This window comes from Streptomyces sp. CA-135486 (assembly GCF_050936555.1).
In the GTDB taxonomy this organism is placed as follows: domain Bacteria; phylum Actinomycetota; class Actinomycetes; order Streptomycetales; family Streptomycetaceae; genus Streptomyces.
The window spans coordinates 21,241-45,869 of record NZ_JBNJMM010000001.1 but is presented as its reverse complement, the minus strand read 5'-3'; the positions used below and the strand labels follow the sequence as shown (position 1 = coordinate 45,869).

Sequence of the window (24,629 nt, the reverse complement as noted above, 5' to 3'; positions counted from 1 at the left end):
GACGTGAATGAGCATGAAAGGGGCGGCCGTTGTCACGGCCGCCCCTTTGCCCTCCGCACTAGAGCTGAGTGACGTCCAGCTCACCGGCCGCGTACTGCTTGCGGATCACCTTCTTGTCGAACTTGCCCACACTCGTCTTCGGCACCGCAGGGATCAGCGCCCACCGCTCGGGCAGCTGCCACTTCGCGACCCGCTCGGCGAGGAAGTCTCTCAGCGACTCGTAGTTCGCGGTCGACCCCTCCGTGAGAACCACCGTCGCCAGCGGGCGCTCGCCCCACTTGTCGTCCGGGACTGCTACCACCGCGGCCTCGGCGACCTCGGGGTGCGCCATCAGCGCGTTCTCCAGATCAACGCTGGAGATCCATTCGCCGCCGGACTTGATGACGTCCTTGGCCCGGTCGGTCAGCGTCAGAAAGCCGTCGGCGCTGATCACGCCGACGTCGCCGGTCTTCAGCCAGCCGTCCTCGCTGAACTTGTCCTCGGGCTTGAAGTTGTCGCCGCCCGCGCCGCCGTAGTACGCGCCCGCGATCCAGGTGCCGCGCACCTCCAGCTCGCCCGCCGACGCGCCGTCCCACGGCAGGATCTCGCCGCCGGGGCCGACCAGCCTTCCCTCGACGCCCGCCGGGAAACGGCCCTGGGTGACGCGGTAGGGCCACTCCTCCTCCGCGCTCAGTCCGGCCGGCGGGTGGGCCATCGTGCCGAGCGGGGAGGTCTCCGTCATGCCCCAGGCGTGGCACAGCCGCACGCCCAGCTTGTCGTACGCCTCCATCAGCGCGGGCGGGCAGGCCGCGCCGCCGATGGTGACCTGCGTCATGGAGCTCAGGTCGCGAGGGTTCGCGGTGACTTCGGCGAGCAGGCCCTGCCAGATGGTGGGGACGGCGGCGGCGTGCGAGGGCTTCTCGCGCTCGATCATCTCGGCGAGCGGCGCGGGCTGCAGGAAGCGGTCGGGCATCAGCATGTTGATGCCGGACATGAACGTGGCGTGCGGCAGGCCCCAGGCGTTCACGTGGAACTGCGGGACCACGACGAGCGTGGTGTCCCGCTCCGTGAGGCCCATCGACTCGGTCATGTTGACCTGCATGGAGTGCAGATAGATGGAGCGGTGGGAGTACACGACGCCCTTGGGGTCGCCGGTGGTGCCGGAGGTGTAACACATGGCGGCCGCGGTGCGCTCGTCCAGCTCCGGCCAGTCGAACGTGGTCGGGCGGCCGGCGATCAGCTCCTCGTACTCATGCACCTGCGCCCGGGCGTCGGCGAGCAGGCCGCGGTCGCCGGGGCCGGAGACGACGATGTGCTCGATCGTCGGCAGCTGCGGCAGGAGCGGTGCGAGCAGTGGAAGCAGTGAGCCGTTGACGATGACGGCGCGGTCGGCGGCGTGATTGACGATCCACACCAGCTGCTCCGCGGGCAGGCGGAGGTTGAGGGTGTGCAGTACGGCGCCCATGGCGGGGATCGCGAAGTACGCCTCGACATGCTCGGCGTTGTTCCACATAAGCGTGGCGACGCGCTGGTCGCCGTCGATCCCGAGCTCGTCGCGCAGGGCGTTGGCCAGCCGGGTGGCGCGCTCGCCGACCTCCGCGAAACTGCGGCGCTGCGGCTCGGCCTCCCCCGTCCAGGTGGTGATCTGCGACTTTCCGTGGATCGTCATCCCGTGGTGAAGGATGCGGGTCACAGTCAGCGGTACGTCCTGCATGGTGCTCAGCACGGCGTCCTCCCGGTGGGCGCTAGCGCTACGTGGCAGTAAAGGTGTGACGATTCTGCTCACATACCGCGCGGTATGTCACTACCCCCGGGTAGTGGGATTCGGCGAGGGACGTCGTAGGACCTTCGGCACACGGGAGGCACGGGCAGCCTTCAGCGCACGGGACGAGGCACGGGCGGCCTTCAGTGCACGGGCGACAGCTCCGGGTCCTCGCGCAGCTTGCCGAGCGCCCGGGACACCGCGCTCTTGACCGTGCCGACGGAGACGCCGAGCACCTCGGCGGTCTGGGCCTCGCTGAGGTCCTCGTAGTAACGCAGCACGACCATCGCCCGCTGCCGGTCCGGCAGCTTCATCACGGCGCGCCACATCGCGTCGTGCAGCACCTGCTGCTCGGCGAGGTCGGGCTCGGGCACGGTCTCCGGCTCGGGCAGCTCTTCGCAGGCGAACTCGTCGACCTTGCGCTTGCGCCACTGCGAGGTACGGGTGTTCAGCAGGGCTCGCCTGACATAGCCGTCGAGCGCCCGGTGGTCCTCGATCCGCTCCCACGCGACGTAGGTCTTCGCGAGCGCGGTCTGCAGCAGGTCCTCGGCATCGCTCGGGTTCGCCGTGAGCGAGCGGGCGGTTCGCAGCAGCACGGGCCCCCGCGCCCGTACGTACGACGAGAACGACGAGTAGGCGGCATGGCGCACGGTCGGCGCGTACGAAGGAAGCGGCGAGGCGGCCTTCGAAGCGCTTGTGCAGACTGGCGTGGTCATGGGTCCACGCTAGGAGCGGGTACTACTGTCGCGGATCGGCCCCAAGTCCCGAAGCAGTGTCCGCCTCAGGTTGTACTGCTGGTGCCGGCCCCACCTCCTTCAGGTGGAGGAGACCCTCAGGGAGGGATGCGGGCCAGAACGGTCGGCAGCCCTGCGCCCGGTCCGCAGCCCGATCCTCGGCCCGGTTCTCCACTCACTCCTCCGCTCAGTCCTCGGAGCCACTTTTCACTCAGTCGTCCGTGCCCAGGATCAGTCCGGATGTGGGAACGCCCGTGCCCGCCGTGACCAATGCCCTCGCCGCGCCCGGTATCTGGTTCACCGAGGTGCCGCGCAGCTGTCTGACCGCCTCTGCCATGCCGTTCATACCGTGCAGATACGCCTCCCCCAGCTGACCGCCATGGGTGTTGAGTGGCAGCACGTCCGCGGCCACGAACTCCGCGGCCTCCCCCGGCTCGCAGAACCCGAACTCCTCCAACTGCATCAGAACAAATGGGGTGAAGTGGTCGTAGATGATGCCGACGTCCATGTGGGACGGGGTGAGCCCGGAGGTCTCCCAGAGCTGCCGGGCGACCACGCCCATCTCGGGCAGGCCGGTGAGGTCGTCGCGGTAGAAGCTGGTCATCTGCTCCTGCGCCCGGCCCGCTCCCTGCGCTGCCGCGACGATCACTGCGGGCGGCCTGCGCAGATCGCGGGCACGCTCCACGCTGGTCACGACGATCGCCTGGCCGCCGTCGGTCTCCTGGCAGCAGTCGAGGAGACGCAGCGGCTCGACGATCCAGCGCGACGCGGCATGGTCGGCGAGGGTGATGGGCTTCCCGGAGAAGTACGCGGCGGGGTTGTTCGCCGCGTGACGGCGATCCGTGACGGCGACATGGCCGAACGCCTGGGGCGTCAGCCCGTACGTGTGCAGATAGCGCTGCGCCGCCATGGCGACCCAGGAGGCGGGAGTGAGCAGCCCGGACGGCAGGTTCCAGCCGAGTGCAGTGCCCTCGGCGGAGGGCTCGCGATGCTGCACCCCCGACCCGAAGCGTCGCCCGGAGCGTTCGTTGAACGCCCGGTAGCAGACAACGACTTCGGCAACATTGGCGGCGACGGCGAGGGCCGCCTGCTGCACGGTGGCGCAGGCCGCGCCGCCTCCGTAGTGGATGCGGGAGAAGAAGGACAGTTCACCGATGCCGGCCGCCTGGGCGACGGTGATCTCGGGGCTGGTGTCCATCGTGAAGGTGACCATGCCGTCGACGTCGGCGGGGGAGAGGCCGGCGTCGTCGAGGGCGGCATGCACCGCCTCGACGGCCAGTTTCAGCTCGCTGCGCCCGGAGTCCTTGGAGAACTCGGTCGCCCCGATGCCGACGACTGCCGCCCGGCCGCCGAGCGAGTCCCGGCTGCGGATGCTCATGTGGCGTCCTCCGGGCTCTTCGACAGGCTCACCGTCACCGTGCCGGTGACGTGGTTCCCGATGCCGTTGGAGCCGACCACGCGGACCTCCGCCGTGTCCCCGTGGACCGCCGCGACCGTACCGGTCAACGTCATGGTGTCCCCCGGGTAGTTGGGCGCACCCAGCCGTATCTTCACGGACCGCAGCCGGGCCTTCGGCCCGAAGTGGTCGGTGATGTACCGCCCGACCAGGCCGTTCGTCGTGAGGATGTTCATGAAGATGTCCGGTGATCCCTTCTCCTTCGCGAGCTCGGCGTCGTGGTGCACGTCCTGGTAGTCGCGGGAGGCCACGGCACCGGCGACGATCAGGGTGCGGGTGATGGGGATGGTCAGCGGCGGGAGTTCGTCACCGGCCTTCACGAGAGGGCTCCTTTGCGGGTGCGGTCGCCATGGTGGGTGCGGTCCCCATGGCGGGTGCGGTCGCCATGACGGGCGTGGGCTCCAAGGCGGATGCCGGCTCCATGGCGAGCAACTGGCCGAGTTCGGCGAGGAGTTCCGGGCCGCAGCCGAGGTAGGAGTCCAGCTGGCGTCCCCAGAGGAAGTGCCGGTGGACCGGGTGGTCCAGGTCAGCACCGGTCCCACCGTGCAGATGCTGGCCGGCGTGGACGACGCGCTTGCCCGCTTCGGAGGCCCACCAGGCCGCGGTCAGCGCCTCGGCGGCCGCGTCCATGCCTTCGTCCTGTCGCCAGGCGGCTTCGTACGCCGTGACCCGGATCGACTCGGTGTCCATGTACGCGTCGGCCGCACGCAGCAGCACGCCCTGGTTCGTGGAGAGCGGCCGCCCGAACTGCTCGCGCGTCGAGGTGTACGCGACCGCCCGGGCCAACGAGCCCGCGCACACCCCCGCCTGGAGCCCCGCGAAGGCGGTACGGGCCAGGGCCAGCACCGACTCGTATGCGTCGGGCCCGCCGAGGCGTTCGCCCGGGGTCCCGGAGAGGACGAGCCGTCCAGCCGCCCAGGGCGCGGTGGTCTCCACTTCCGTCACCTCCGCATCGGCGGTCCGTACGAGCCAGAGCGCCCCGTCGGCGTCGGGAAGCAGCACATGCGTGGCGTCCCGCAACCAGGGCACCAACGGCGACGAGCCGGTCAACTGCCCTGGTGCCATGGTCCGCACGCCCCCGCGGGCCGTGGTCCGTGCGCCCCCCTGGTCCGTGGTCCGTAGGCCGCCCGGTGTGGCCGGTACCCCTCCGCCCGCCGCCGCTCGTATGGCACCGCGCTCGGGAAACGCACCGGTCGCCACTGACGTGCCGTCGCGCAGGCCGGGCAGCAGCCGCGCCCGCTGCTCGTCCGTGCCGTGGGCTGCGACCGCCAGCAGTCCGTAGACACACGTCGCCGCGAAGGGCACCTGCGCGGTGGTCCGTCCCTGCTCCTCCAGAATCAGCACCAGTCCCAGCAGCCCTATGTCCTCGACGGCCCCGGGGAGGCCCGCCGCGCACAGCGCCTTCCACAGCTCGGCGTCCGTACCTGTGCCGGCGGCGGTCAGCCGATCGTGTGTGGAGAGATCGCCGAAGATCCGCGCCGCGAGCTCCTGCGCCGCCGTCTGCTCCTTGGTGGGTGTGAAGTCCATGGTCAGCCCGCACCCCCTGGCAGCCCCCTGAACACCGGCAGCTCCAACTCTTCATCGACGCGCAGGAATTCGAGCTGGACGGGCATCCCGATCCGCACCTTGTCGTAGGGCACGCCGACCACATCGCCGACCATCCGCACGCCCTCCGCGAGTTCGATCAACCCCACGGCGTACGGGGGATCGAAGGCGGGGAAAGGCGGGTGGTGCATCACCACGTACGAGTAGACGGTCCCCTGGCCACCTGCCTCGACCGTGTCCCACTCGGCCGATCCGCATGCATTGCACCCCGGCAGCCAAGGGAAGCGCAGTGCCCCGCACCCCTCGCACCGCTGGATCAGCAGCCGGTGCCCGGCGACCCCCTCCCAGAATCCGGCGTTGTCTCTGTTGATCACGGGCCGCGGTCTCCTGCCCTTGGAGTGCGGCTCGGGCTTCGCGGCCTGAGGCTCAAGCTGCGCGCGGCCGGTCGGGGCGTACTTCTGCCGGGCGGCCGGGGCGTACTTCAGGATCCGGAAGCGGTGCGTGCCCGCCCGCTCGCCATCCGCCCGGACATCCATACGCGTCGTGACGAAGTACCCCGTCCCCAGCTTCGTCGTCTTGCGCTCCGACACCGACTCGATCACCGCGTCGAAGGTGATCCGGTCCCCCGGCCGCAACGGCCGCAGGTACTCCTGCTCGCAGTCGGTCGCGACCACCGAGGTGAATCCCGCACCGTCGAGCAGCCCGAACAGCTCGTCCTGTGCCGCCGACCGGCCCGTGTGTCCCGAGAGGCCGCCCATGGTCCACGCCTGCAGCATCGTCGGTGGCGCTATGGCGTCCGGCCCGGTGTAGGCGGGGTTGGTGTCTCCCATTGCCTCGCACCAGTGCCTGATCATTGGCTCGTTGACCAGGTCCTTCCCCGCTCCGGCGGTCGTGGCTGCCCGCCCCTCGTACGCCTTCAGCCGTGCATGGAGGTCCTCGCTCACCTCTTCCCCCTCCTCATGCCGAGCCGCATCGTCGCGACGATCTCCCGCTGCACCTCGCTCACCCCGCCCCCGAAGGTGTTGATCTGCGCCGCTCTGTTCATCCGCTCGAGCTCCCCGTCCCCAAGAGCTCCGATGTCGAGCGAGCCGGGCGACCCGGCCCGGATCAGCGCCGCCTCCCCCGTGATTTCCTGGCACATTCGATACACCTCGACCGCGGATTCGGTTCCCGCGAATTTCACGCCGCTCGCGTCGCCGGGGGCCGGCCCGCCCGCCCCCACATCCCCCACCAAACGCCAGTTGAGCAGGCGCGTTGCCGCGATCCGGGCATGCACTTCGGCCGCTGTGGACTGCACCCACGACTCGTCAATACGACGCTCACCCGTCACCGGATCGGGTGTACGGGCCCGTGCCAGCGCCGCCTCGTAGAAGTCCTCGGCCTGCATCCCGATCGCGGCCAGCGCCACCCGCTCGTGGTTGAGCTGGTTGGTGATCAGCCCCCAGCCGCCGTTCTCCTCGCCCACGAGGTTCGCGGCAGGCACCCGTATCCCGGCGTAGTACGTCGACGTCGTGGTCAGACCGCCCACCGTCTCGATCGGCGTCCACGCGAAGCCGGCCGCGTCCGTGGGCACCAGGATGATCGAGATGCCCTTGTGCTTGGGCGCCTGCGGGTCCGTGCGGCAGGCCAGCCAGATCCAGTCCGCGTTCTGACCGTTGCTGGTGAAGATCTTCTGCCCGTCGACGACCCACGAGTCGCTGTCGCGTATGGCCCGCGTACGCAGCGACGCGAGATCCGTCCCGGCCTCGGGCTCGCTGTAACCGATCGCGAAGACGATCTCGCCACTCAGGATGCGCGGCAGGAAAAAGGCCTTCTGCTCCTCGGTCCCGTACTTCATGAGGGTCGGGCCGACGGTGTTCAGGGTCACCATGGAGACGGGCGCGCCCGCCCGGTAGGCCTCGTCGAAGAACACGAACTGCTCGTCCGGGCCGCGCCCCTGGCCGCCGTACTCGACGGGCCAGCCGAGCCCAAGCATCCCGTCCGCGCCGATCCGTCGCAGAAGCGTGCGCCGGCCCGCGTCGTCGCGGGTGGGCGGCGGCCCGTCCGGCATCAGTCCTCGGAAGTACGAGCGGAGTTCGGCGCGAAGCTGCTGCTGCCGCTCCGTAGGGGCGAGGTGCACGGTGGCCGCCTCCCGGGCGTACGGATCGTATGGATCGCACGAAGGACAGGGACAGGAACCAGAGACAGGAACCAGGTTTCTGACTGTCCGTCAGAAAGCTGGCTGCTGTCAAGGTCGCTGCCGCGCCGGGCACCCGTACGCACAACCGCCTGCGCGACGACACCGAAGTGCCGTCGCGCAGGCAGTCGTTCACCCCTTGCTTCAACCCCCCATCGGGCCGGTTACCACCACAGATCCGTGAAGTTCACCACCGCGTTGGACTGGTGGATGGCCGTGAAGCCGGAACCGTTCACGCTTGCGGTGTTGTTCTGATTGGACGCGCCTGCGCCGCTCGCCACCTGCTGGGTGGTTGTCGAATTGCCCCAGTTGCCGCCGCCGACGCCGCTGCCCCTGATCGAGGCCACCGTCGCGTTCGATCCGTCGTCCGCGAAGGCTCCGTTGTCCGCCAGGGCAACACCCGAGAAGAGGGTGGCCGCGAGGGGCAGGGCAGCGACAACGGCGAAGGCGCGGGCGGTACGGATGCTTGCCATGTCATTTCCTCCAGGTAGTGGAACTGCTGAAGAACGGCTTGCTCCAAGGCAGTTGGCCGACCGCCTCGGATCGTGGTCACGACGTCGCGGGATCAGAGTTGCCCACCGAATCCCCGGCCAACCACCCGAGGACCCCCAATTCCTCCTCAAGCGTGATGATCTATCGATAAACCCCTTCACGCCCACAGACCCCATTTCGACCTGGGGTACGCCGGGAAACCCGGCCAGGGCAAGAGATGAAGCGGTACGCCGTACTTCCGGCCGAATTTCCCCTCTTCCTTTCTTCGAACACTCGTACGAAAATAGAGCCATGGCCACCACCGACCGGCAGACCGCCACCCTGGCCCTCGCCCACGCTCTCTCCGCCGCGGAGCGCGGGCTCCCCGTCATCCCGCTGTCGCCCACGAAGCTCCCGGCCCTGCGCTCCCCCCACCGGGGCGACCCCGAGCCGGTCCTGTGCCGCGGCGAGTGCGGTCTCCCCGGCCATGGAGTCCACGACGCGACCGCCGACCCCGCCGGTGTGCGCGCCCTCTTCGCCGCCGCGCCCTGGGCCACCGGCTACGGCATCGCCTGTGGACGGCTACCGCACCATCTGATCGGCATCGACCTCGACACCAAGTCCTCGACGGACTCCGTGGCCGCGCTCCAAGATCTGGCGCTGCGGCATCTGTTCACGATCCCGGAGACGGTCACCGTCCTCACTCCGAGCGGCGGCCGCCACCTCTGGCTCACCGGCCCGCCGGACGTCGTCGTCCCGAACTCCGCGAGCCGGCTCGCCCCCGGCATCGACGTCCGCGGCGCCGGCGGCTATCTCGTCGGACCCGGCTCGGTCACCGCCCATGGCGCGTACCGCCTGGCGCCGGGCACCGCGGACCTCAACCCCGCGCCCTGCCCCCGCGCACTGCTCCGCCTCATCACACCCCCCGCGCGCCATCACCACCCCGCGCACTCCGCCCACTCCCGCCCGCCCCAGGGCCAGGGTCTGGTCCAGTTCGTACTCGCGGCACACGAGGGCCAGCGCAACACCCGCCTGTTCTGGGCGGCCTGCCGCGCGTACGAAAACGGCTTCGGCGACGAACTCGCGGACGCCCTGACGGAGGCCGCGGTCCGCGCCGGCCTGACCGAACGGGAGGCCCGAGCGACGATCGCCTCGGCGGACCGGCTGACCTCGGGGCGGGGTCGCGGCCTCTGACGGGGAGACGGGGGGAATGCCCTTTGGACGTTGAAACTGTGCGAGCCCCGTCAGCCACCCCAATGCAGAGGCGGAGGCCGCACAGCGGGAAGGTCCAACTCGCTGTCCAGCAACCCCTCCAGTGGGCAGAATGAACAGGCTCGTCACAGCCCTCAGCGGCCCGATGTACCGCTTCTCCACTCGATTCCCTCCTTCGGAGACGCTTCGTGCGTGCCTACGGGCGAAGGTGACAGCGGAACGGGGCCGCTCCGGGCTGATCAAGAGATGGGGAGGGACTATGGCTGTTACGCACGACCGCGATGACCGGGTGGTCAGGGCTCGTCCGGCGGATCTGGACCCCGGAGCGGTGATCGCGCAATCGCTGGACAACCAGTGGGTAAGTGCGGAGCTGACCCAACATATGATCAAGAAAGGGAAATCGCTGCAGGACATGGCGGACCTGCGCGGCAATGAGGTCCGCGCCGAGTACTTCCGCAGCCTCATCAATACGCGGCAGGTGGTGGCGAACCGAGTCTTCTTCTACAACAATCTCGCGGTCAGCTGCGACCTCGTCGAGGGTGGTGAGGCCCGCCGGGCACACCAGAAACTCCTGGCGGAAGGCGCCTTGGTGCCATTTCTGCTGGGCGAGCGGGAGCCTACCGACCGCCCACCAGGAGTGCATGTGGACGAGGCCGCATTCACCGCGTGGCAAGACACCGTGGAAGGCATGCCCGCTACCGAGCGGGTGACGTGTGCTCGCATGTCCTGGAATGACCAGGACAACGTGAGGGACACCAATTCGGCGCTCATCAACCCTTTTTCCGCCAAGGTGCAAGGGTTGACTGCCAAGGACATCCCCCTGCTCGCCTCCCAGGTCGGCGTACCGGAAGAGAAAGTCCCGCAGTTCGCGGAGACGATTGGCGAGGTCGTCCAGTTCAGTAACGAACGGCGGATTCGCGACGCGTTGGTCACCCGCAATCTGCTGTACGAGAAGTTCGTATCCGTCCCCGGCTCACCCGTCTCCGACGGCAGGTACGACAAGAACAAGCCATTCGCCGGGGAGATCAAACAACTTCTGGACCTCATCTACAACGTCAATCTTGCCGACGCCTTGGGGATGTACCCGCTCACTCCGATCGGGAGCCTGCGACGAGTTGCGCTTCAAGAGTGGCGGGACGTGCGCGCCACCCCGTCGAGCGAAACCATCCAGGACCCCGAACAGCTCATCCTCTTCTTACAGAAGCAAGCCTTCGCCAACGTCCAGGACCGCCTCACTCCTTCCGAGATCGACACGCTGACCCTCGAAGACATCTGGCTCCTACGCCAAAGCGCCCCCTGGAACCACTACATGAAGGCGTTCAGATCACTGACGGCTGACCCGGCATCATTCCACCACAGCGTGGGTGACGTCTTCGATCGTTACATCAAGCTCAACTCCGAGATCGTCAGCCTGGCCTCGGCACGGCCAAACCCAAGGGCCAAGGCGAATAGTTGGGTGCCGATTGTCGAGGTGGCTGTCACAGTCGGTGGGGCAGTTTTCACCGCGGTGACCGGCCACGAGGGCTGGGCCGTGGCCGGAAGCATCGGGGCGACGTCGACTGGTTCGTTCGGCGGCTCCGTACAACTCACCTTGCGCAATCGGCGGGCAGGGCGCCGCGAGCAGAAGTTCGCCCGCGAGATGGCCACCGTTCGGCTCGACAGCGAAGCCGAGTGGCGCCAGTTCCATGACTTGGTCCAGAGGCTGCCCGGGTACGAGGAGCGGGTCGGCGCACCGGCGGCCACCAGTTCCACCACCATCCAGGAACGCGAAGAGATTCCGGAGTACTGAGCGCCTTGCGAATCGTCCTGTGAATTCCTACGAGGCCCTGCGCCGGACTCGCCCCGAACTGTTCAGCAATGACCCGAGCGGCATTGAGATCCTTTTCGATCCCGACGATATCGAGGCGGCCCGACTCAGCGCCGGATCCGGAGACGCGGAGCCGGTCGGTGTGGTGTACGCCGACCAGTTCATCACCATTGTCCGCGACGCGGTGCGCTTCCCGGGCGGAGCCCTGGGCCTCTACGTGAGGATCCTGCCTACCTCGGCGGCTCCTGGTGTGGTCGTCCTGCCTCTACTCGGTTCCGCAGCCGAGGTGGTCCTGATTGAGCACTATCGGCATGCCACCCGGGCCTGGCACCTGGAGGCACCTCGTGGCATGGGGGAGGCGGAAACATCCGGGGCAGAAGACGCAGCACGCGAACTTGAGGAGGAACTGGGTACGCGGCCCGACGTGCTGATCCCCCTCGGCGAAGTGCATGCCGACAGCGGACTGCTCGGCGGCCGCGCCGAGTTGTACGCCGCGCGCATCCACAACGTGGGAAGTCTGAACACCGCCGAAGGCATTCGTCGCGCGAGAATCGTGCCCTTCACCGAGGCGGAGGACATGATTGGACGCGGAGCCATCACCGACGGCTTCACCATCGCAGTCATCACTCGAGCCCGCCTGGCCGGCCTGTTCGGCACCTGTGCGGACGACCGCCACACCACCTGATGGCTCCATCTGCGCACCGCTGCATCGAGGTCGTACGTCCAGTCACCGGACGGCAAGGGGTGCCCGGAAGCTCCGGACACCCCTTGTCAGCCGGCCCGGAGTGTCGGCCACCGGTTGGCCGCGGAGAGCCTCGCCGCACCACCGGCGGGACGGTCGTGGCGCCTGCCGCACTGCATCGCGGAGGGCTCATGGAGGACCGTCCGGCTGGTACTCGCGTGCCCTGCCGCCGACCCATTCGACCCATGCGGGGTCGTCCAGGAGGTCCTCAGCATCGGGCAGGCCTGCTTGGCGGAGGAATTCCAGCAGGTCACGGTCGGAGTGGGCCAAACCCATGTTCTGGCCCCGCACGGTGACCCGGCGGCCACTGGTTGCGGAGATCCGGTGCACGACGATCGGCGCGCCTCTCATTCCTGCGGGCTGCGGCGGGTGGCCGGTCACAGCGTGCCGAGGTCTCGGTCGGGACGGCAGATCGTGCAGGCTTCCACGTGCGCGGCGAGGGCGGCCAGTGCCTGCTCGCGGCTGATCGGTTTGGCCCGCGGTGCCCCGCCGTGCGTGCAGTCCCCCGCATGGACCGCGATGGCGTGTCGCCCGCCGCGGCTCATCTCGATCTTCCACTCCGGCGGTGGGGGCGGGACGTGGGCGGCACGCAGGGCACGGTCCTCCTCCTGCTCCAGCCAGCGTTTCGTCTGCTGGAGCTGTTGCAGCTGGACCCGCTCCAGGAAGCGCAGGAGCTCCAGTCGCGAGGGTGGGCGCTCGGCCATGACCGTCACGCCGCCTTCCCCTCGGCCTGCTCATGGACGTGTTTGAGCGCCATCCGCGCATCGACCACATCCGCCGTCAGCGTCGCCCAGTACGGATGCGTGCTCACCCTGACCGACAGATCGAGCAACCGTCGGCGCAGCCGCTCTTCCTCTGCTACCTGCTGCTCGGTGTAGCCCGGGCTGTCCGGAAAGGACACCACCCGGTCGCCGAGTACGTGCTTCTCGCTCGCCCAGCCGGGCTCCGGGGTCACCGACCACGGCAGGGCCCGGCACAGCGCCGCGTACTCAGCACGCGTCCGGTGCAGGTCGAGCTGCGCGGCACGGAGGTCGTCGGGGAAGTCGTACGTTTCAGCCACACCAGAATGGTACGTCTGTTCGATTTCGGAAGGCGAGCGCCGCACCACGTGCGCTTCACGAAGGTGGACGTCCCCTGCCTGACAGCGGACGCATGGGGCGGTCACCCACCACGCTCAGGCAGGCCGCGAGGTCTCCCGGAGCTGCCCCGGTGATCCACTTGTCACGAATTCTCGGTGAAGCGGACGGACCAGGCGTAGCCGCTCAAACTGTCGTGCGGAACCCGCCGGACTTCTCTGACCTGGCAACCGTCGTGGGCGTACTTGCGGGCGAACCGGTCGAGGCGCTGCGCGTCGGTGAGATCCTCCATGGACAGCGGTGCTCCGACGACGAGGTCTTCGTGAAGAACTGTGCCTGTCGCGGCACCGTCCGAGCAGGCCGAGCAATGATGCGTTTTGGGTAGGGCCATACGATCAGTGTCCTCCATGTGCCGCGTTCACAGCGCAAATGACGACGCTGCAGCCCGCACCCGCTCCAAGCGGGTGATGCCGACGGCCGTGCGCGAGGCGATCAGCCATATGGACCGGCTGCTCAACGGCCTGCACCGCATGGCGCCTTAGTACGTCCGCCATGACCGCGTGATTGGCCAACAGTTCCCTGCTGGGTTCCGTCTGATACGACATGGCTCCCGTCGCGCTGCCTGTTCACCGCGCCAAGCCCTCCCGTGGGTCAGAAGGTGCCGTTCAGGCCCCACCAGTTCCCGCTGCCCGCAGTGGCCGGGTCCAGCGCGCCGGTACCGCGGCCGGGGTACAGGAGCAGGCAACCGACTCCCCGGCATTCGCCGCTGACGTAACGGTTATTGGTGACGGTGGCGAGGTCGAAACGGCCGTCGCCAGTGAAGTCGCCGGCGCCGAGGAAGGAGTCCATGCCGTTCCAGCCACCGCTGCCGATCAGCACGCGGGATCCGAGGTAGCCGGCCTTGCCCGGGTAGAGCCAGAGCTTGCCGGTGGAGGCCTCGCGGGCGATCAGGTCGGCGCGGCCGTCGCCGTTCATATCGCCCGCTCCGACCAGGGCGTTCATCCCGTTCCAGCCGCCGCTGCCCGTGAGCTTGCGCGCGCCGAGGCCGCCCGTCGCGGTGCCCGGGTACAGCCACAGCTTGCCGGTGGACTTCTCGACGGTGAGCAGGTCCGCGCGGCCGTCGCCGGACAGGTCTCCGAACGCGACGATCCCGCTCATGGCGTTCCAGCCGCCGCTGCCGAGCAGCCGGCGCGTGCCGAGGCTGCCGGTCCCGGTGCCGGGGTAAAGCCAGAGCTTCCCGGTGGCCGTCTCGCGGGCGATCACGTCCTCGCGGCCGTCACGGCTGAAGTCGCCGTGACGGCTGAGGGCGTTGAAGACGTTCCAGCCGCCGCTGCCGATCAGCCGTCCCGTCTGGTCACCGGGCAGGAACCAGAGACGACCCGCCTTGTCCCGGACGAGAACGTCCGCCCGCCGGTCGGTGTTCATGTCGCCGAAGCCCGCCGCCTCGGGTGCGGTCGCCGCGTACCAGTCCGGGTAGGCGGGCAAGACGCATTCCCGCGCGGTGGGGACGAGCTTCAACGAGCTGACGGAGGGACCCGGATTGCCCCACTCGGTACCTGCGGGGTCGGGGCCCCACGTAAAGACGCTGCCCGTGACGCCGTAGTTCGGGTCGTCGTGCATGCAGGCGTACCGGGACGTACGGTTGACGGCCGACCGAAACGTGTTGTCCCAGGTCCCCAGCGTCGCCTGGTTCGCGTTCGTCTTGAACATCGCGCCCGTGCCGTTGTCGGTCTTCCAGGCACAGAAATAGCCCGCCGGGCAGTCGCTGATCGCGGCCTGCGCCGGCGCCGCGCCCGCGCCGAGGAGCCCGAGCGAGGTGAGCCCCAGCGCCGTGGCCGCCGTGGCCAGGCGCCGCAGCAATGATGTGCGCATTCTTTCCCCTCCCTGATACGGCCGCGGATACGTGATCGACGCGCCGAGAGAGGGACCGTACCTTGCGACGCGGTCACTCCACCGCACGGGTGACCATTTCGTCCTGGGCCCTACGCGCCCCCGCCGGATCGGCCTCCCCGACCGCCCGGGCCACCAGCGGCGACGAACACTCAAGTGCTCGTGACCAGGCGATCGACTGCTGATCAGGGCGTCGGGGACGCCTGGGGGCCCTCTGTTCCTCGGCAGGTCAGTCAGCCATCGTCCGGACTGTTCAGGCTGTCGAGCAGACTCGCCGTGCGCAGGGTGTCGGGATGCTCCTCACCCAGCACCCGCCGCCGTCGCCCCAGCGTGTCCTCACCCAGGGCCAGCGCCTCCTCCACGCGCCCCACATTCGCCAGCCAGATCGCCAGGTTGGACGCCGTAGCCAGGATCACCGGGTCGTCCTCACTCAGCACCTGCCGCTGCCGGTCAAATAGGTCGCTGTGCACCGCATAGGCCTGGTCATGGTTACCAACGGCAGCGTGGGCCTGGGCAGGTAGTTGGCGGCCCACCAGGTGTGCATGTGGTCGGAGTCCAGCAGCGCAGTCCACGTCTGGTGGAGTTCTCGCAGCCGGGGCAGGACCGCCTGGGCGCTACCGCGCTTCAGGAGGTACAGGCACGCTTCACATGCCGCATAGCGGGCGTCGGCGGTAACCAGGTCGGCCGGGTCGATCGCCAAGAGATGAGGCAGAAGGTCGGGCCAGCGAGGCCAGGCAACAGGGTCCATCCCGCTGCCGGGAGATGCCGCGGCCAGCAGGACGCTGGCATTGCGTGCGGCGGCGGCACGTTCCTCCGAGGAGAGCTGGTCCCTGAGAACGGCCTGGGTGAGGCGGTGCAGTTGCAGATCGCCGGCCGCCACGCGGGCCCGCCCGTGCTGGTGCAGCGTCGACAGGACGCGGTTCCTCGTGCGCAGATCCGCCAGAACCCGATCCATGGGTGACGCGTCCTCAGCCTCCTGTGCGGTGCATGCGTGCAGAGAAAAGGGCTCGGGAGCCAGCAGCGCGCAGGCATCCAACACGTCGGCCGCTTCCGGGTCCTGAGCGCGCAAACGTTGAGTGCTCAGCCGAATCTGAGCGGCCAGCGACCGCGGATAGCCCAGCGGAGTCCACGGTCATAGCCGTCAGGATTTCGGCTGCCTGGACCAGGGCCAGCGGCAGATCGTCCAAGGCCTCGGCCAGCCGCTCCGCGTCCGCTTCCGACAAGCCCGGCGTCCGGGTGCGCAGCAGGGTCACAGACTCCCGACGCGCGAGCACGTCAACGTCCAAGGGGGAGGCCAGGCCGTGCCAGCGCGGGTTGCGGGAAGTGATCAGCACATGCCCCGGCCCGGACGGCAGAAGATCGGCCAGCTCCGCCGGGTCCTCGGCGTTGTCGAAGACGACCATCACCGCCGTGTAACGCCCCCGCGCGTGCCTCGCGTCGCCTCACCCGCCGAGGCTAGAACCCGCCCGTGCTGCGCGCTCCCACTTGCCGCAAAACCACCCCGGGACGGCACGAGAGCCGGCACAAGGGCTCTGCCCACGGCAGCTTTCAAGAGCGTCGCGCCAAGGTTCTGGACGGGGAAGAGACACATATGAACGACCTCATCGACCGCGGGTTCGCGGAGCAGAATGAGCAGGAAGGGGAGCCGCCGGCCCTATTGGGACACCCTGACGGTCAGTCGAACGGATGCCGCCGTGTGCACCCTCCCTCATGCGGGTGGGCGGAGGCAGACGCGGCAACTCCGCTCGCGGAAGTGCCCTCCTCGCTCCGTCACGCCGGGGTGTCGCTCTGGATTGAGTCGGGGGTCGACCCCGTCGCCCGCCGGGCCGGCCACAGCATCGCTGTGCTGTTCCGCTTCTACGCCAAGATCCTGCGCGGCGAGCAGTCCCGTTCCAACCAGCTCATCGCGCAGGAGCTGAACAAGGATTAAGAGGAGCCAACTGGGGCGGGTCGTGGAGAAGGGGACCGGCCCGCGGTGGCTGGTGTCGGATGACCTGGGAAGGGGAGTTGCGCCTCTCTTGCCGGTGCGAACGCGTCGGCATTGCTATCCCGGCATCCGTCTTCACGCACTGCGCCAGCGCGTGGTCGCACAGCCAGGGCCGTCCAACCGTCCCGGTAGTGCGGCAGTTCCACGACCCGTGCTCCGGCCGCCTGCAAGAAGTCTTTGACGGCGCCCGCCCTACGGTCGTCGAGGGAGAACACCCATTGTCCAGGGATAAGGACCGTGTGAATGAGGCCCACCGACGCCCGGGCGAGCAGCAGCCGCAGCTGGGGCTGAACCATCCGGTGGGAGACGCCATTGTCCAGGAAAACATAGGGGGCGTGGAGTCCGAGGATGTCTGCGTGTACTTCCAGCGCTCGCACATGGAGTGTCATGCGCCAGATGTCGTAGGGGAAGCAGCGCAGGTAGGCCGCGGTGGGGGTGCCGATCTGGCAGGGGTGGGTGCTGGTCATGGGACGTTCCTAGCTGAGCGAAGAGCCGTGCCGGCCCTGCGATTCCGCTCGTTTGTGCCCGGTGCCTGAACGAGGAGGCTGGGATGGGTGCCGACGCTTGAGGGCGTGGCTGTGCGTGTCCGACGCGGTGCCGCCTGGTGGGTGGCTTGACGGGGCGGGCATAGGCCGGACCTGCAAATCGCCGCGATCGGCAGCGCTCTGCGGGGCTGCTCTCTCAGGGCTTTCCCGCAAACAGGGTTCGGCTCGGGAAGCGGGTGGCGTGGGCCGGTTGCGGCTCTGCAGTTCCCACTCTTCGGTCCACCTCTCACAATGGACCGAACCCTGCAAAATGTCTAGACCACTTTAAATACTTCACCGTCGTCGGCGCAGCCTGCGACTACTTGATGAGCAAGTAGCCCTCAGAACTGTCTGCCACAGAGGTGCAGGAGCAGTATCAGGCGATCGTCTTGACCGACGGGGCGCTCACGATGTCTGTCGCCAGTGATGTTCAGACAGGCCTCGCTCAGACGCCGCAAGCCTAGGAGGCTGGCCCACAGATGGCCCATACGCACTGGTCAAACCTGGGACACGGGCGAGTCAGGGTGAGACAGGGTGCATGAGAAGGGGTGCCACTCCGGAGAGTGGCACCCCTTCTGACCTGCAATGCTTCTGACCTGCGCGGTGGGTGTGGGATTTGAACCCACGGTGACATCGCTGCCACGACGGTTTTCAAGACCGTTCCCTTAGGCCGCTCGGGCAACCCACCCACGCCCCGGCCACCTGCCCCGGAGCGGGCTACAGACTACCGGCCCGGCGTAGTGCGCCGCAGCAGCGTTCCGCAGGCGCGCGGCCCGAGGGAGGACGCCGTCAGTGGGGCCCCGAGCCCGCCCTGGGGAGAGGCGTGGTCAGCTGTCGCCCGTGCGCTTGCCCAGGGTGACCTCCGCCGTGTGCTCCTTGCCGTCTCGCTGGTAGGTCAGCGTCACCTTGTCACCCGGCTTGTGGTTCCAGATCTCGCTGATCAGCGTCGGGCCGCTCTCCACAGGCTTGCCGTTGAACCTGGTGATGACGTCGCCCGCCTTCAGCCCCGCCTTCGCCGCCGGACCGTTCGGGGTCACCGCCGCCGTGCCGCCCGCGCCCTCGGAGGCGATCTTGGCGCCCTGGTCCTTGCCCGACATGTCGACCGTCGCGCCGATCACCGGGTAGACCGGCTTGCCCGTCTTGATCAGCTGTTCGGCGACGTTCTTCGCCTGGTTGATGGGGATGGCGAAGCCGAGGCCGATCGAGCCGGCCTGCGTCTGGCCGAAGCCGCCGGTGCCCGCCGACTGGATCGCAGAGTTGATGCCGATCACCGCGCCGCGCGAATCGAGCAGGGGGCCGCCGGAGTTGCCCGGGTTGATCGAGGCGTCGGTCTGCAGGGCGCTCATGTACGAGTTCTTGCCGCTTGAGCCGTCGCCGGAGGCGACTGGGCGGTTCTTCGCGCTGATGATGCCGGTGGTGACGGTGTTCGACAGGCCGAAGGGCGCGCCGATCGCGATGGTCGAGTCGCCGACCGCGACCCTCTCGGAGTCGCCGAGCGCCAGCGGGGTCAGCCCCGAGGGCGCGTTCTTCAGCTTCACTACGGCGACGTCGTAACCCTGCGCCCGGCCGACCACCTCGGCGTCGTACTTCTTGCCGTTGGAGAACGTCGCGGAGAGCGTCCCGCCGTCGGCCGCGGAGGCGACCACATGGTTGTTCGTGAGGATGTGGCCTTCCTTGTCGTAGACGAAGCCGGTGCCCGTGCCGCCTTCGGGGGTCTCTCCGCTGTCGCCGCCCGCCTTCGCCTCGATGGTGACGACGCTCGGCAGCGCCGCCGCCGCGACCGCGGCGACCGTGCCCGGATCACGCTTGAGGTCCCTGGGGGCGTTCGCCGCGGCGACCGTGGTCGAGCCGAACTTGTCGTCGTTGCGTTCGGCGGCCCAGTAGCCGATGCCGCCGCCGACGCCGCCCGCGACGAGTGCGGCGACGAGTACCGCTGCGACCAGTCCGCCGGAGCGTTTGCTCGGGGGCTGCGAGGCCTGGTCCGGCGCGCCCCAGGCCGGGCCGGCGCCGCTTCCCCCGTAGGAGGGGAGGGAGGGCGGGGGCGGCGGCCAGCCGGCCTGGGGCTGCTGCGCCGTGGTCGGCGCAACAGCCGGGACGGGACCAGGCAGCGGCGCGGTGGCGGGCTCGGGCCGGGGGGGATGCCCGGGCCGCTCCGCCGCGGCCGCTGCCGGCTCAGCGGGGTGTATCCCCTGATGCGTCCCGTCGTGCGGCCCCTCGCCGGTTCCGGGGTATGTGCCGTATGTCGTGTCCGATGTGCCGTCCGAACCGGACGTCTCGGCTCCCGGTGCGGACGCAGGGGTGCCCTCGGGAGCGGCGACCGGCGCAGGAGGTACGGACGGAGCGGCCGGAACCGCGGTGCCCTCGTTGCCCTCGTTCTCGGTGCTCACAGCTCTTTCTCCTCAGGTTCCGCGTCAGTCTTCGGCAAGAGTCCGCTCTTCAGCTGTCTGCCGCCAGTTTTTCCCACCGCACGTCAGGCCACTGTAAGCAGGACCTGTGCATGTCTCCGCAATCCTTTACTTCCGACAAAACGGATGCAGCTCCAACGCCACGGTACGGCCCCTCGGACGAACCTCGCACGCCCCTCGGACGGCCCCGTGCACACGCGTACCCCGTCACGGTGGCACCATGACGCGGTGACCCAAGCACGGCAGCACAACATCCAGGTCGTTGCCCACCGAGGGGCGTCCGAAGACGCCCCCGAGCACACCCTGGCCGCGTACAAGATGGCCATCGAGGACGGCGCGGACGCCCTCGAGTGCGATGTGCGGCTCACCGCAGACGGCCATCTCGTCTGCGTCCACGACCGTCGCGTCAACCGGACCTCCAACGGCCGGGGCGCGGTCTCCGCACTGGAGCTCGCGGATCTCGCCACCCTCGACTTCGGTTCCTGGAAGGACAGCGAGGAGAGCCCCGACTGGGGAGACCCGTCCTTCACCTCCGTACTCACTCTCGAACGGCTCCTGGAGCTGGTGTCCGACTCCGGCCGCCGTATCGAACTGGCCATCGAGACGAAGCACCCCACCCGCTGGGCAGGCCAGGTGGAGGAGCGGCTGATCCAGCTGCTCGGGCGCTTCGGTCTCGCCGATCCGGTGGCGGCCGACGACTCGCCCGTACGGGTCATGAGTTTCTCGGCCCGCTCCCTGCACCGGATCGCGGCGGCGGCGCCGAACATCCCCACCGTCTATCTGATGCAGTTCGTGACGCCGCGGCTGCGCGACGGACGGCTGCCCGCCGGGGCCAGGATCGCGGGCCCGGGCATGCGGATCGTACGCAACCACCCCGGCTACATCACCCGGCTGCACGCCGCGGGCCGCCGCGTCCACGTCTGGACCGTCAATGAGCCGGAGGACGTCGAGCTCTGCGCCCGCCTCGGCGTGGAAGCAATCATCACCAACCGCCCCAAACGGGTGCTGTCCCAACTGGGTCGCCTTTAACGCCAGTTACAGGGAGTGCACCGGCGCGTTCGCTCCGTACTGGAACGTTACGAGTGCGTCACTGCCCCGCGCTTGGCCGGTTTCCGGTCCAGTCCATTGGGGCATTCACACCGTGGCGTGGGGCAAAGGAGGTCTCGGGGGTGGCGTTTGTGGTGGCACAGGAAGTGCCCACGTCGTCGAGCATGGCCGTAGCCCATGGTCCTGCGGGCGTGGGTAAGGCAAGACACCGGATGCGTGAACAATTGCGCCGCAGCGGGGTCTCCGAATCGGTGGTCGACGATGCAGTTCTGATCCTTTCCGAACTCCTCAGCAACGCATGCCGACACGGCAGGCCGCTGGGTCGCGCCGATGTGGGCGACGGTGACATCCGCGCGGCCTGGTGCTTCGACCGAGCGGGCCGGCTCACCGTCGAGGTGACGGACGGAGGCGGCCCGACCCGGCCGGTTCCAGCCACGCCGTCGGTCACCGCGCGTGGTGGCCGGGGGCTCAACATCATCAGCGCGCTGGCCCAGGACTGGGGTGTCCGCGACGGCGCGACGGGTGAGGTCACGGTGTGGGTGATCGTCACCGAAGGCCACCGTCATGAGGATTTCGCTACGCGCGTCGCTGGTCCCGGCTTCGACTTCGCGGAGTCGTTCGACGATCTCGACTGATCTCGACCGAGGGGGCGCGGGAGCGTACGACAGTCTCGACCGGCGTCGGACAGGCTCGACCAACGCCGGGCCGGCTCAACCAACGCCGGACCCGCGCCACTGAGCCCCCGAAACGGCGGCGGACGGCTAGGCTCGCGCCCGACACAGCACCACCGCAGTCGGGAGAGAGCCGCACCATGGCCAAGAAGCGCCCCCAGACCAAGGCCGCCAAGTCGCAGACCGCCGGCGGAGCCCGCGCCGCAGGCGCTGATGTGAATGTCCCGGTCGTCGGAGCCCGCGAGCCCTGTCCATGCGGCTCCGGCCGCCGCTACAAGGCCTGTCACGGCCGGGCCGCCGCACACGCCGTGACCGAGCTGGTCCAGCGCCCCTTCGAAGGACTCGCCGGCGAGTCCGACTGGGTGGCCCTGCGCGAACTGGTTCCCGCCGCGACCGCCACGCTCACCCTGAAGGACGGACTGCCCGACGGCGTGCCGTCCGTGACGCTGGCGACCGTGCTGCCAATGGCCTGGCCGGCGCTGCGCCGCGAGGACGGCTCCGTCCTGATCGGCCTGCAGAACGACACATCGTCCGGTGACCTCAGCCGCGACCTCGCCGACACCCTTCAGCGGGCGCTGACGGCCAAGCCCGGCAGCCCGGTCGCAGGACAGCGCGCGGCGGCCGACGGCCCGCGGCTGCAGGACCTCCTCGACGAGAGCGCCGGATTCGAGCCGACCGTCCACTCCGGCTTCGAGTTCTGGGTCCCGGACGCGGCGGAGGGCGCCACCCCCGAGGTGTCCGCCTCGCTGGAGCGCGCGAACGCCGCTGCGATCCCGACCGTCAAGCTCTCCGGCGTCGACGCCGCCTACTGGTGCGAGACCCCGGACAAGAACCATCTGCGCTGGGTCATGCCGCACCCCGAGGAGCAGCTTCTCGACGCGCTCGCCCGTCTCCACGCCGCCGGTGCGTCCACGCTCGGCGAGGGCACCCGGCTGGTCGGCTCCTTCCGTGCGCATGGGCTGATGGTCCCGGTCTGGGACCTGCCGAGCGCGATGGGCGCCGAGGAGTGCGAGAAGCCGGCGGCCGAGCTCGCCGAGCGGCTGGCGAAGGCGCTGACGACCGACACCCCCCTCAGTGCGGAGGAGCGCCGGGCGCGCGGCGGGCTCACCAACCGCCAGGTCACCCTGAGCTGAGAGTGACGGTTTCTGTCGACCGATAGGTGACTCCAGTCACAACTCGCGCTATCGGCAGCTAAATCACTGTCCGAATACCCGAGATCGAATTTGCGAACTGCAGATCTCTTGTTACCGTTCTAGAAGCCCGGTCGCTGGTGCATCCCCCGTCGCCAGCGACCGGGCGCTTCCATTTCCGCGGAACGGTTCGTTCCGTCAATGGCCAGCAGGAGCAGCCGAGTTGCTGCCCGAGCGCAGCACCAGCGGCCCCTCGCCCGAACCGTCCGCAGTCGCGAACTCCGCCACCGCGGAATACGCCGATACAGCGCCGCGAGAAGGCATACGCGGCGTCTCACAGGCATCCGGATCATCGCCCGCGCCGACTGCGCAGTTCGTCTGCATAGTGCGCCCGCCGGGCCCCATCAGGGTGAGTACGGACGTCAATTTCCCGCCCGTCGCATTGCGGTAGTAGGTACGCGCCCAGGTGTCGCGCCCCTCGGTCAGTACGCAGGTCTGCGCCTCGACCCCGCCGGGAGAGGCGAGTTCCGGCCCACACAACGCGGAGGTCTGCGGGGCAGTGGCATCCGTCACAGGAGATGGTGCCGACGGGGCGGCGGCACCACCGAGCCCGGGCCGCGGCACCGGCTTCCGTTCACTCCTCGGCTTCGCCTCGTCCACGGGCTCGGCGGCCGATACCGGCCATTGTCCTTCCCCGGCGCCTTCGGCCGGCGAGGTACCTCCAATGGGTCCGGCCTCGGCGGCCAGCGGCAGCATCGCGGTGAACACCACGGCCACGGCGAGCCCGATCATGCGGAGATTCATGGGTCCACCTGCCGAGTGCGCGGGAATTCCTGACGGTGGGCCGAAGATATCGACGGAATGCGGGCGCCCGGGGAGCCGCGCGCCCAATTCCCGTACAACTCGGGCCGGCTGCTACCCGTACGAGTGACACAGCCGACCCGGTTCGTGATCCCTGGCTCGGTGGTCGAGATTTCTCGACTTGCTGCCCCGGACTCAGTAGGCGAGGCGGCTGCCGCCGTCCGGTGCGCTCGTGCTCGCCTCGACCAGCGCGTCCACCACCGCCTCCACATCCGGCAGCCAGGGAGCCGCGGAGCCGGGCAGCGGCGTGCGCTCCCAGCGCACCTGACCCGTCCCGGTCTCGGACGGCGGCAGCACGAGATAGCCGCCCTCGCCGTGGAAGCGCAGCGAACTGGGCACGCAGTCCTTGACGAAGAGCAGCTCACCGAGCTGTTCGAGGGTATAAGGAGCCACCAGCAGCGACCAGCGGGTGGGCGTCGCCACAACGGGGCCGAGCCGCATGCCCATCCGGTCCAGCGCGGAGAGCGCACGGGCCCCCGCGACCGCGGGCAGGCTCACCGCGCACGGTGCGCGGCCTCCGGTGGCCAGCATGATCGGAGCAGTGGGCCGGTTGGTCCACCACCAGCGCACCATCCGCCCGTCGGTGGTCGCAGCCATGATTCCGGGGTCGAAGGGGTGCGCGCCGGGTACGACGCACTCGGGGTCGGGGCAGGCGCAGCCGCGCCCGCGGTCACCGCGACTTCCGGCCGCTTTCAGTCCCACACCGGGGAGTACGGGCCATTGCCACTCGGCGGCGCAGGTGAGCGCCGCTTCAAGCTGAACAGGCCCCCTCTTGCGCCGGAACCGGAGCCTGCGTCGCCTTCCGAGGATCTCGCGCATGAGCGCTCGTTCCTTTCCGTTGAACGCCGAGGTCCACATCACACCATGTGTGCAGCTCTTCACTGTGCGTACAAATCGGCGCATCACCGCCCCTTGCCGGTGGCATGGGCGACCCCCCGCTTCGCCTGCGACAGGATCGCCGCCCGGGGGCCGAACGTGGGCTGTAGTCCATTAAACGCGTGGCGAGGGGTGGCGCGCGCCTGGCGCTTGCTGTCCCGTTGAAACTTTTTCCCCGCCACTCGGGGATGGGGCGTGGTCTCCGGATGTTAGGACGCCCGGGCCCGTCGCCAGGTTCCGGGGCGGTCCCAACTGCCCCTGGCCATCACCGTTTACGT

General features: G+C 69.1%; 27 protein-coding genes and 1 tRNA gene. 8 read left to right on the top strand and 20 right to left on the bottom strand.

Going from position 1 to position 24,629, the window contains the following annotated elements; translation table 11 throughout:
• Window positions 1–58 precede the first annotated feature (58 nt).
• The 8 genes from ACQEVG_RS00240 to ACQEVG_RS00205 all read right to left on the bottom strand — a co-directional run bounded on the left by ACQEVG_RS00240 (window position 59) and on the right by ACQEVG_RS00205 (window position 8,125).
• Window positions 59–1,705 carry a long-chain fatty acid--CoA ligase gene (locus tag ACQEVG_RS00240; protein ID WP_432975155.1) on the bottom strand — a complete coding sequence of 549 codons (1,647 nt, stop codon included), beginning with the start codon at window positions 1,703–1,705 and terminating at the stop codon, window positions 59–61.
• A 179-nt stretch (window positions 1,706–1,884) separates the two neighbouring features.
• The gene (locus ACQEVG_RS00235) at window positions 1,885–2,457 is read right to left on the bottom strand and encodes a SigE family RNA polymerase sigma factor (RefSeq protein WP_432975152.1); all 573 of its coding nucleotides are present in this window, start codon (window positions 2,455–2,457) and stop codon (window positions 1,885–1,887) included.
• A 229-nt stretch (window positions 2,458–2,686) separates the two neighbouring features.
• The gene (locus ACQEVG_RS00230; protein ID WP_432975149.1) at window positions 2,687–3,853 is read right to left on the bottom strand and encodes a lipid-transfer protein; all 1,167 of its coding nucleotides are present in this window, start codon (window positions 3,851–3,853) and stop codon (window positions 2,687–2,689) included.
• Window positions 3,850–4,251: a MaoC family dehydratase gene (locus tag ACQEVG_RS00225; protein WP_432975146.1), complete on the bottom strand. Its 402-nt coding sequence runs from the start codon at window positions 4,249–4,251 to the stop codon at window positions 3,850–3,852. The genes ACQEVG_RS00230 and ACQEVG_RS00225 overlap by 4 nt, the downstream gene beginning before the upstream one ends.
• On the bottom strand, window positions 4,238–5,458 hold the full coding sequence (locus ACQEVG_RS00220) for an acyl-CoA dehydrogenase family protein (protein WP_432975143.1): 1,221 nt from the start codon (window positions 5,456–5,458) through the stop codon (window positions 4,238–4,240). Before ACQEVG_RS00220 ends, ACQEVG_RS00225 begins: the two co-directional genes overlap by 14 nt.
• Window positions 5,459–5,460: 2 nt before the next feature.
• Window positions 5,461–6,420 (bottom strand): bifunctional MaoC family dehydratase N-terminal/OB-fold nucleic acid binding domain-containing protein, encoded by a 960-nt coding sequence (locus tag ACQEVG_RS00215; protein WP_432975140.1) that lies wholly within the window; start codon window positions 6,418–6,420, stop codon window positions 5,461–5,463.
• Entirely contained in the window at window positions 6,417–7,595 is a 1,179-nt protein-coding gene (locus ACQEVG_RS00210; RefSeq protein WP_432975137.1) for an acyl-CoA dehydrogenase family protein, read from the bottom strand. The genes ACQEVG_RS00215 and ACQEVG_RS00210 overlap by 4 nt, the downstream gene beginning before the upstream one ends.
• Window positions 7,596–7,816: 221 nt before the next feature.
• Entirely contained in the window at window positions 7,817–8,125 is a 309-nt protein-coding gene (locus ACQEVG_RS00205; protein ID WP_432975134.1) for a hypothetical protein, read from the bottom strand.
• Window positions 8,126–8,435: 310 nt separating this feature from the next.
• Here ACQEVG_RS00205 and ACQEVG_RS00200 point away from each other — a divergent pair, with 310 nt between their 5' ends.
• From ACQEVG_RS00200 to ACQEVG_RS00190, 3 genes are all read left to right on the top strand, one after another.
• A complete protein-coding gene (locus ACQEVG_RS00200) occupies window positions 8,436–9,317 on the top strand; it encodes a bifunctional DNA primase/polymerase (protein ID WP_432975131.1) in 882 nt (293 codons plus the stop codon).
• A 277-nt stretch (window positions 9,318–9,594) separates the two neighbouring features.
• Window positions 9,595–11,124 (top strand): hypothetical protein, encoded by a 1,530-nt coding sequence (locus ACQEVG_RS00195; protein ID WP_432975128.1) that lies wholly within the window; start codon window positions 9,595–9,597, stop codon window positions 11,122–11,124.
• 19 nt (window positions 11,125–11,143) lie between these two features.
• On the top strand, window positions 11,144–11,827 hold the full coding sequence (locus ACQEVG_RS00190; RefSeq protein WP_432975125.1) for an NUDIX hydrolase: 684 nt from the start codon (window positions 11,144–11,146) through the stop codon (window positions 11,825–11,827).
• A 186-nt stretch (window positions 11,828–12,013) separates the two neighbouring features.
• Here the strand turns inward: ACQEVG_RS00190 and ACQEVG_RS00185 are convergent, their stop codons facing one another.
• The 4 genes from ACQEVG_RS00185 to ACQEVG_RS00170 form a co-directional block, all read right to left on the bottom strand.
• Complete coding sequence (locus ACQEVG_RS00185) at window positions 12,014–12,235, bottom strand: hypothetical protein (RefSeq protein ID WP_432975122.1); 222 nt, start codon at window positions 12,233–12,235, stop codon at window positions 12,014–12,016.
• Window positions 12,236–12,261: 26 nt separating this feature from the next.
• Complete coding sequence (locus ACQEVG_RS00180; RefSeq protein ID WP_432975119.1) at window positions 12,262–12,588, bottom strand: DUF6233 domain-containing protein; 327 nt, start codon at window positions 12,586–12,588, stop codon at window positions 12,262–12,264.
• 5 nt (window positions 12,589–12,593) lie between these two features.
• Window positions 12,594–12,944 carry a hypothetical protein gene (locus ACQEVG_RS00175; RefSeq protein WP_432975116.1) on the bottom strand — a complete coding sequence of 117 codons (351 nt, stop codon included), beginning with the start codon at window positions 12,942–12,944 and terminating at the stop codon, window positions 12,594–12,596.
• 161 nt (window positions 12,945–13,105) lie between these two features.
• Window positions 13,106–13,252: a hypothetical protein gene (locus ACQEVG_RS00170; protein WP_326625350.1), complete on the bottom strand. Its 147-nt coding sequence runs from the start codon at window positions 13,250–13,252 to the stop codon at window positions 13,106–13,108.
• Window positions 13,253–13,367: 115 nt separating this feature from the next.
• On the opposite strand from ACQEVG_RS00170, the gene ACQEVG_RS00165 reads away from it, so the two are divergent.
• Window positions 13,368–13,502: a hypothetical protein gene (locus tag ACQEVG_RS00165; protein WP_432975113.1), complete on the top strand. Its 135-nt coding sequence runs from the start codon at window positions 13,368–13,370 to the stop codon at window positions 13,500–13,502.
• Between the two features lie 109 nt (window positions 13,503–13,611).
• Here the strand turns inward: ACQEVG_RS00165 and ACQEVG_RS00160 are convergent, their stop codons facing one another.
• From ACQEVG_RS00160 to ACQEVG_RS00145, 4 genes are all read right to left on the bottom strand, one after another.
• Window positions 13,612–14,832, bottom strand: coding sequence for an FG-GAP-like repeat-containing protein (locus ACQEVG_RS00160; protein ID WP_432975110.1), 1,221 nt, complete (start codon window positions 14,830–14,832; stop codon window positions 13,612–13,614).
• Between the two features lie 251 nt (window positions 14,833–15,083).
• Window positions 15,084–15,320, bottom strand: a complete 237-nt coding sequence (locus tag ACQEVG_RS00155; RefSeq protein WP_432975107.1) for a tetratricopeptide repeat protein — start codon at window positions 15,318–15,320, stop codon at window positions 15,084–15,086.
• Entirely contained in the window at window positions 15,281–15,805 is a 525-nt protein-coding gene (locus ACQEVG_RS00150) for a hypothetical protein (RefSeq protein WP_432975104.1), read from the bottom strand. The genes ACQEVG_RS00155 and ACQEVG_RS00150 overlap by 40 nt, the downstream gene beginning before the upstream one ends.
• A 13-nt stretch (window positions 15,806–15,818) precedes the next feature.
• On the bottom strand, window positions 15,819–16,253 hold the full coding sequence (locus tag ACQEVG_RS00145; protein ID WP_432975101.1) for a hypothetical protein: 435 nt from the start codon (window positions 16,251–16,253) through the stop codon (window positions 15,819–15,821).
• Window positions 16,254–16,603: 350 nt separating this feature from the next.
• Between ACQEVG_RS00145 and ACQEVG_RS00140 the strand changes: the two genes are divergently transcribed.
• On the top strand, window positions 16,604–16,780 hold the full coding sequence (locus ACQEVG_RS00140; protein WP_432975098.1) for a hypothetical protein: 177 nt from the start codon (window positions 16,604–16,606) through the stop codon (window positions 16,778–16,780).
• 1,182 nt (window positions 16,781–17,962) lie between these two features.
• On the opposite strand, the gene ACQEVG_RS00135 is transcribed toward ACQEVG_RS00140, so the two are convergent.
• Both ACQEVG_RS00135 and ACQEVG_RS00130 read right to left on the bottom strand, forming a co-directional pair.
• Window positions 17,963–18,049 (bottom strand) — tRNA-Ser (locus ACQEVG_RS00135).
• 139 nt (window positions 18,050–18,188) lie between these two features.
• Window positions 18,189–19,748, bottom strand: coding sequence for a trypsin-like peptidase domain-containing protein (locus ACQEVG_RS00130; protein ID WP_432975095.1), 1,560 nt, complete (start codon window positions 19,746–19,748; stop codon window positions 18,189–18,191).
• Between the two features lie 246 nt (window positions 19,749–19,994).
• On the opposite strand from ACQEVG_RS00130, the gene ACQEVG_RS00125 reads away from it, so the two are divergent.
• The 3 genes from ACQEVG_RS00125 to ACQEVG_RS00115 all read left to right on the top strand — a co-directional run bounded on the left by ACQEVG_RS00125 (window position 19,995) and on the right by ACQEVG_RS00115 (window position 22,617).
• Window positions 19,995–20,795 carry a glycerophosphodiester phosphodiesterase gene (locus ACQEVG_RS00125; RefSeq protein ID WP_432975092.1) on the top strand — a complete coding sequence of 267 codons (801 nt, stop codon included), beginning with the start codon at window positions 19,995–19,997 and terminating at the stop codon, window positions 20,793–20,795.
• A 53-nt stretch (window positions 20,796–20,848) separates the two neighbouring features.
• On the top strand, window positions 20,849–21,448 hold the full coding sequence (locus ACQEVG_RS00120) for an ATP-binding protein (RefSeq protein WP_432975089.1): 600 nt from the start codon (window positions 20,849–20,851) through the stop codon (window positions 21,446–21,448).
• 176 nt (window positions 21,449–21,624) lie between these two features.
• Window positions 21,625–22,617, top strand: coding sequence for a DUF5926 family protein (locus ACQEVG_RS00115; RefSeq protein WP_432975086.1), 993 nt, complete (start codon window positions 21,625–21,627; stop codon window positions 22,615–22,617).
• Between the two features lie 195 nt (window positions 22,618–22,812).
• Here ACQEVG_RS00115 and ACQEVG_RS00110 read toward each other — a convergent pair whose 3' ends face one another.
• Window positions 22,813–23,418, bottom strand: a complete 606-nt coding sequence (locus ACQEVG_RS00110; protein WP_432975083.1) for a hypothetical protein — start codon at window positions 23,416–23,418, stop codon at window positions 22,813–22,815.
• 192 nt (window positions 23,419–23,610) lie between these two features.
• On the bottom strand, window positions 23,611–24,294 hold the full coding sequence (locus ACQEVG_RS00105; protein ID WP_432975080.1) for a bifunctional DNA primase/polymerase: 684 nt from the start codon (window positions 24,292–24,294) through the stop codon (window positions 23,611–23,613).
• Between the last annotated feature and the right edge of the window lie 335 nt (window positions 24,295–24,629).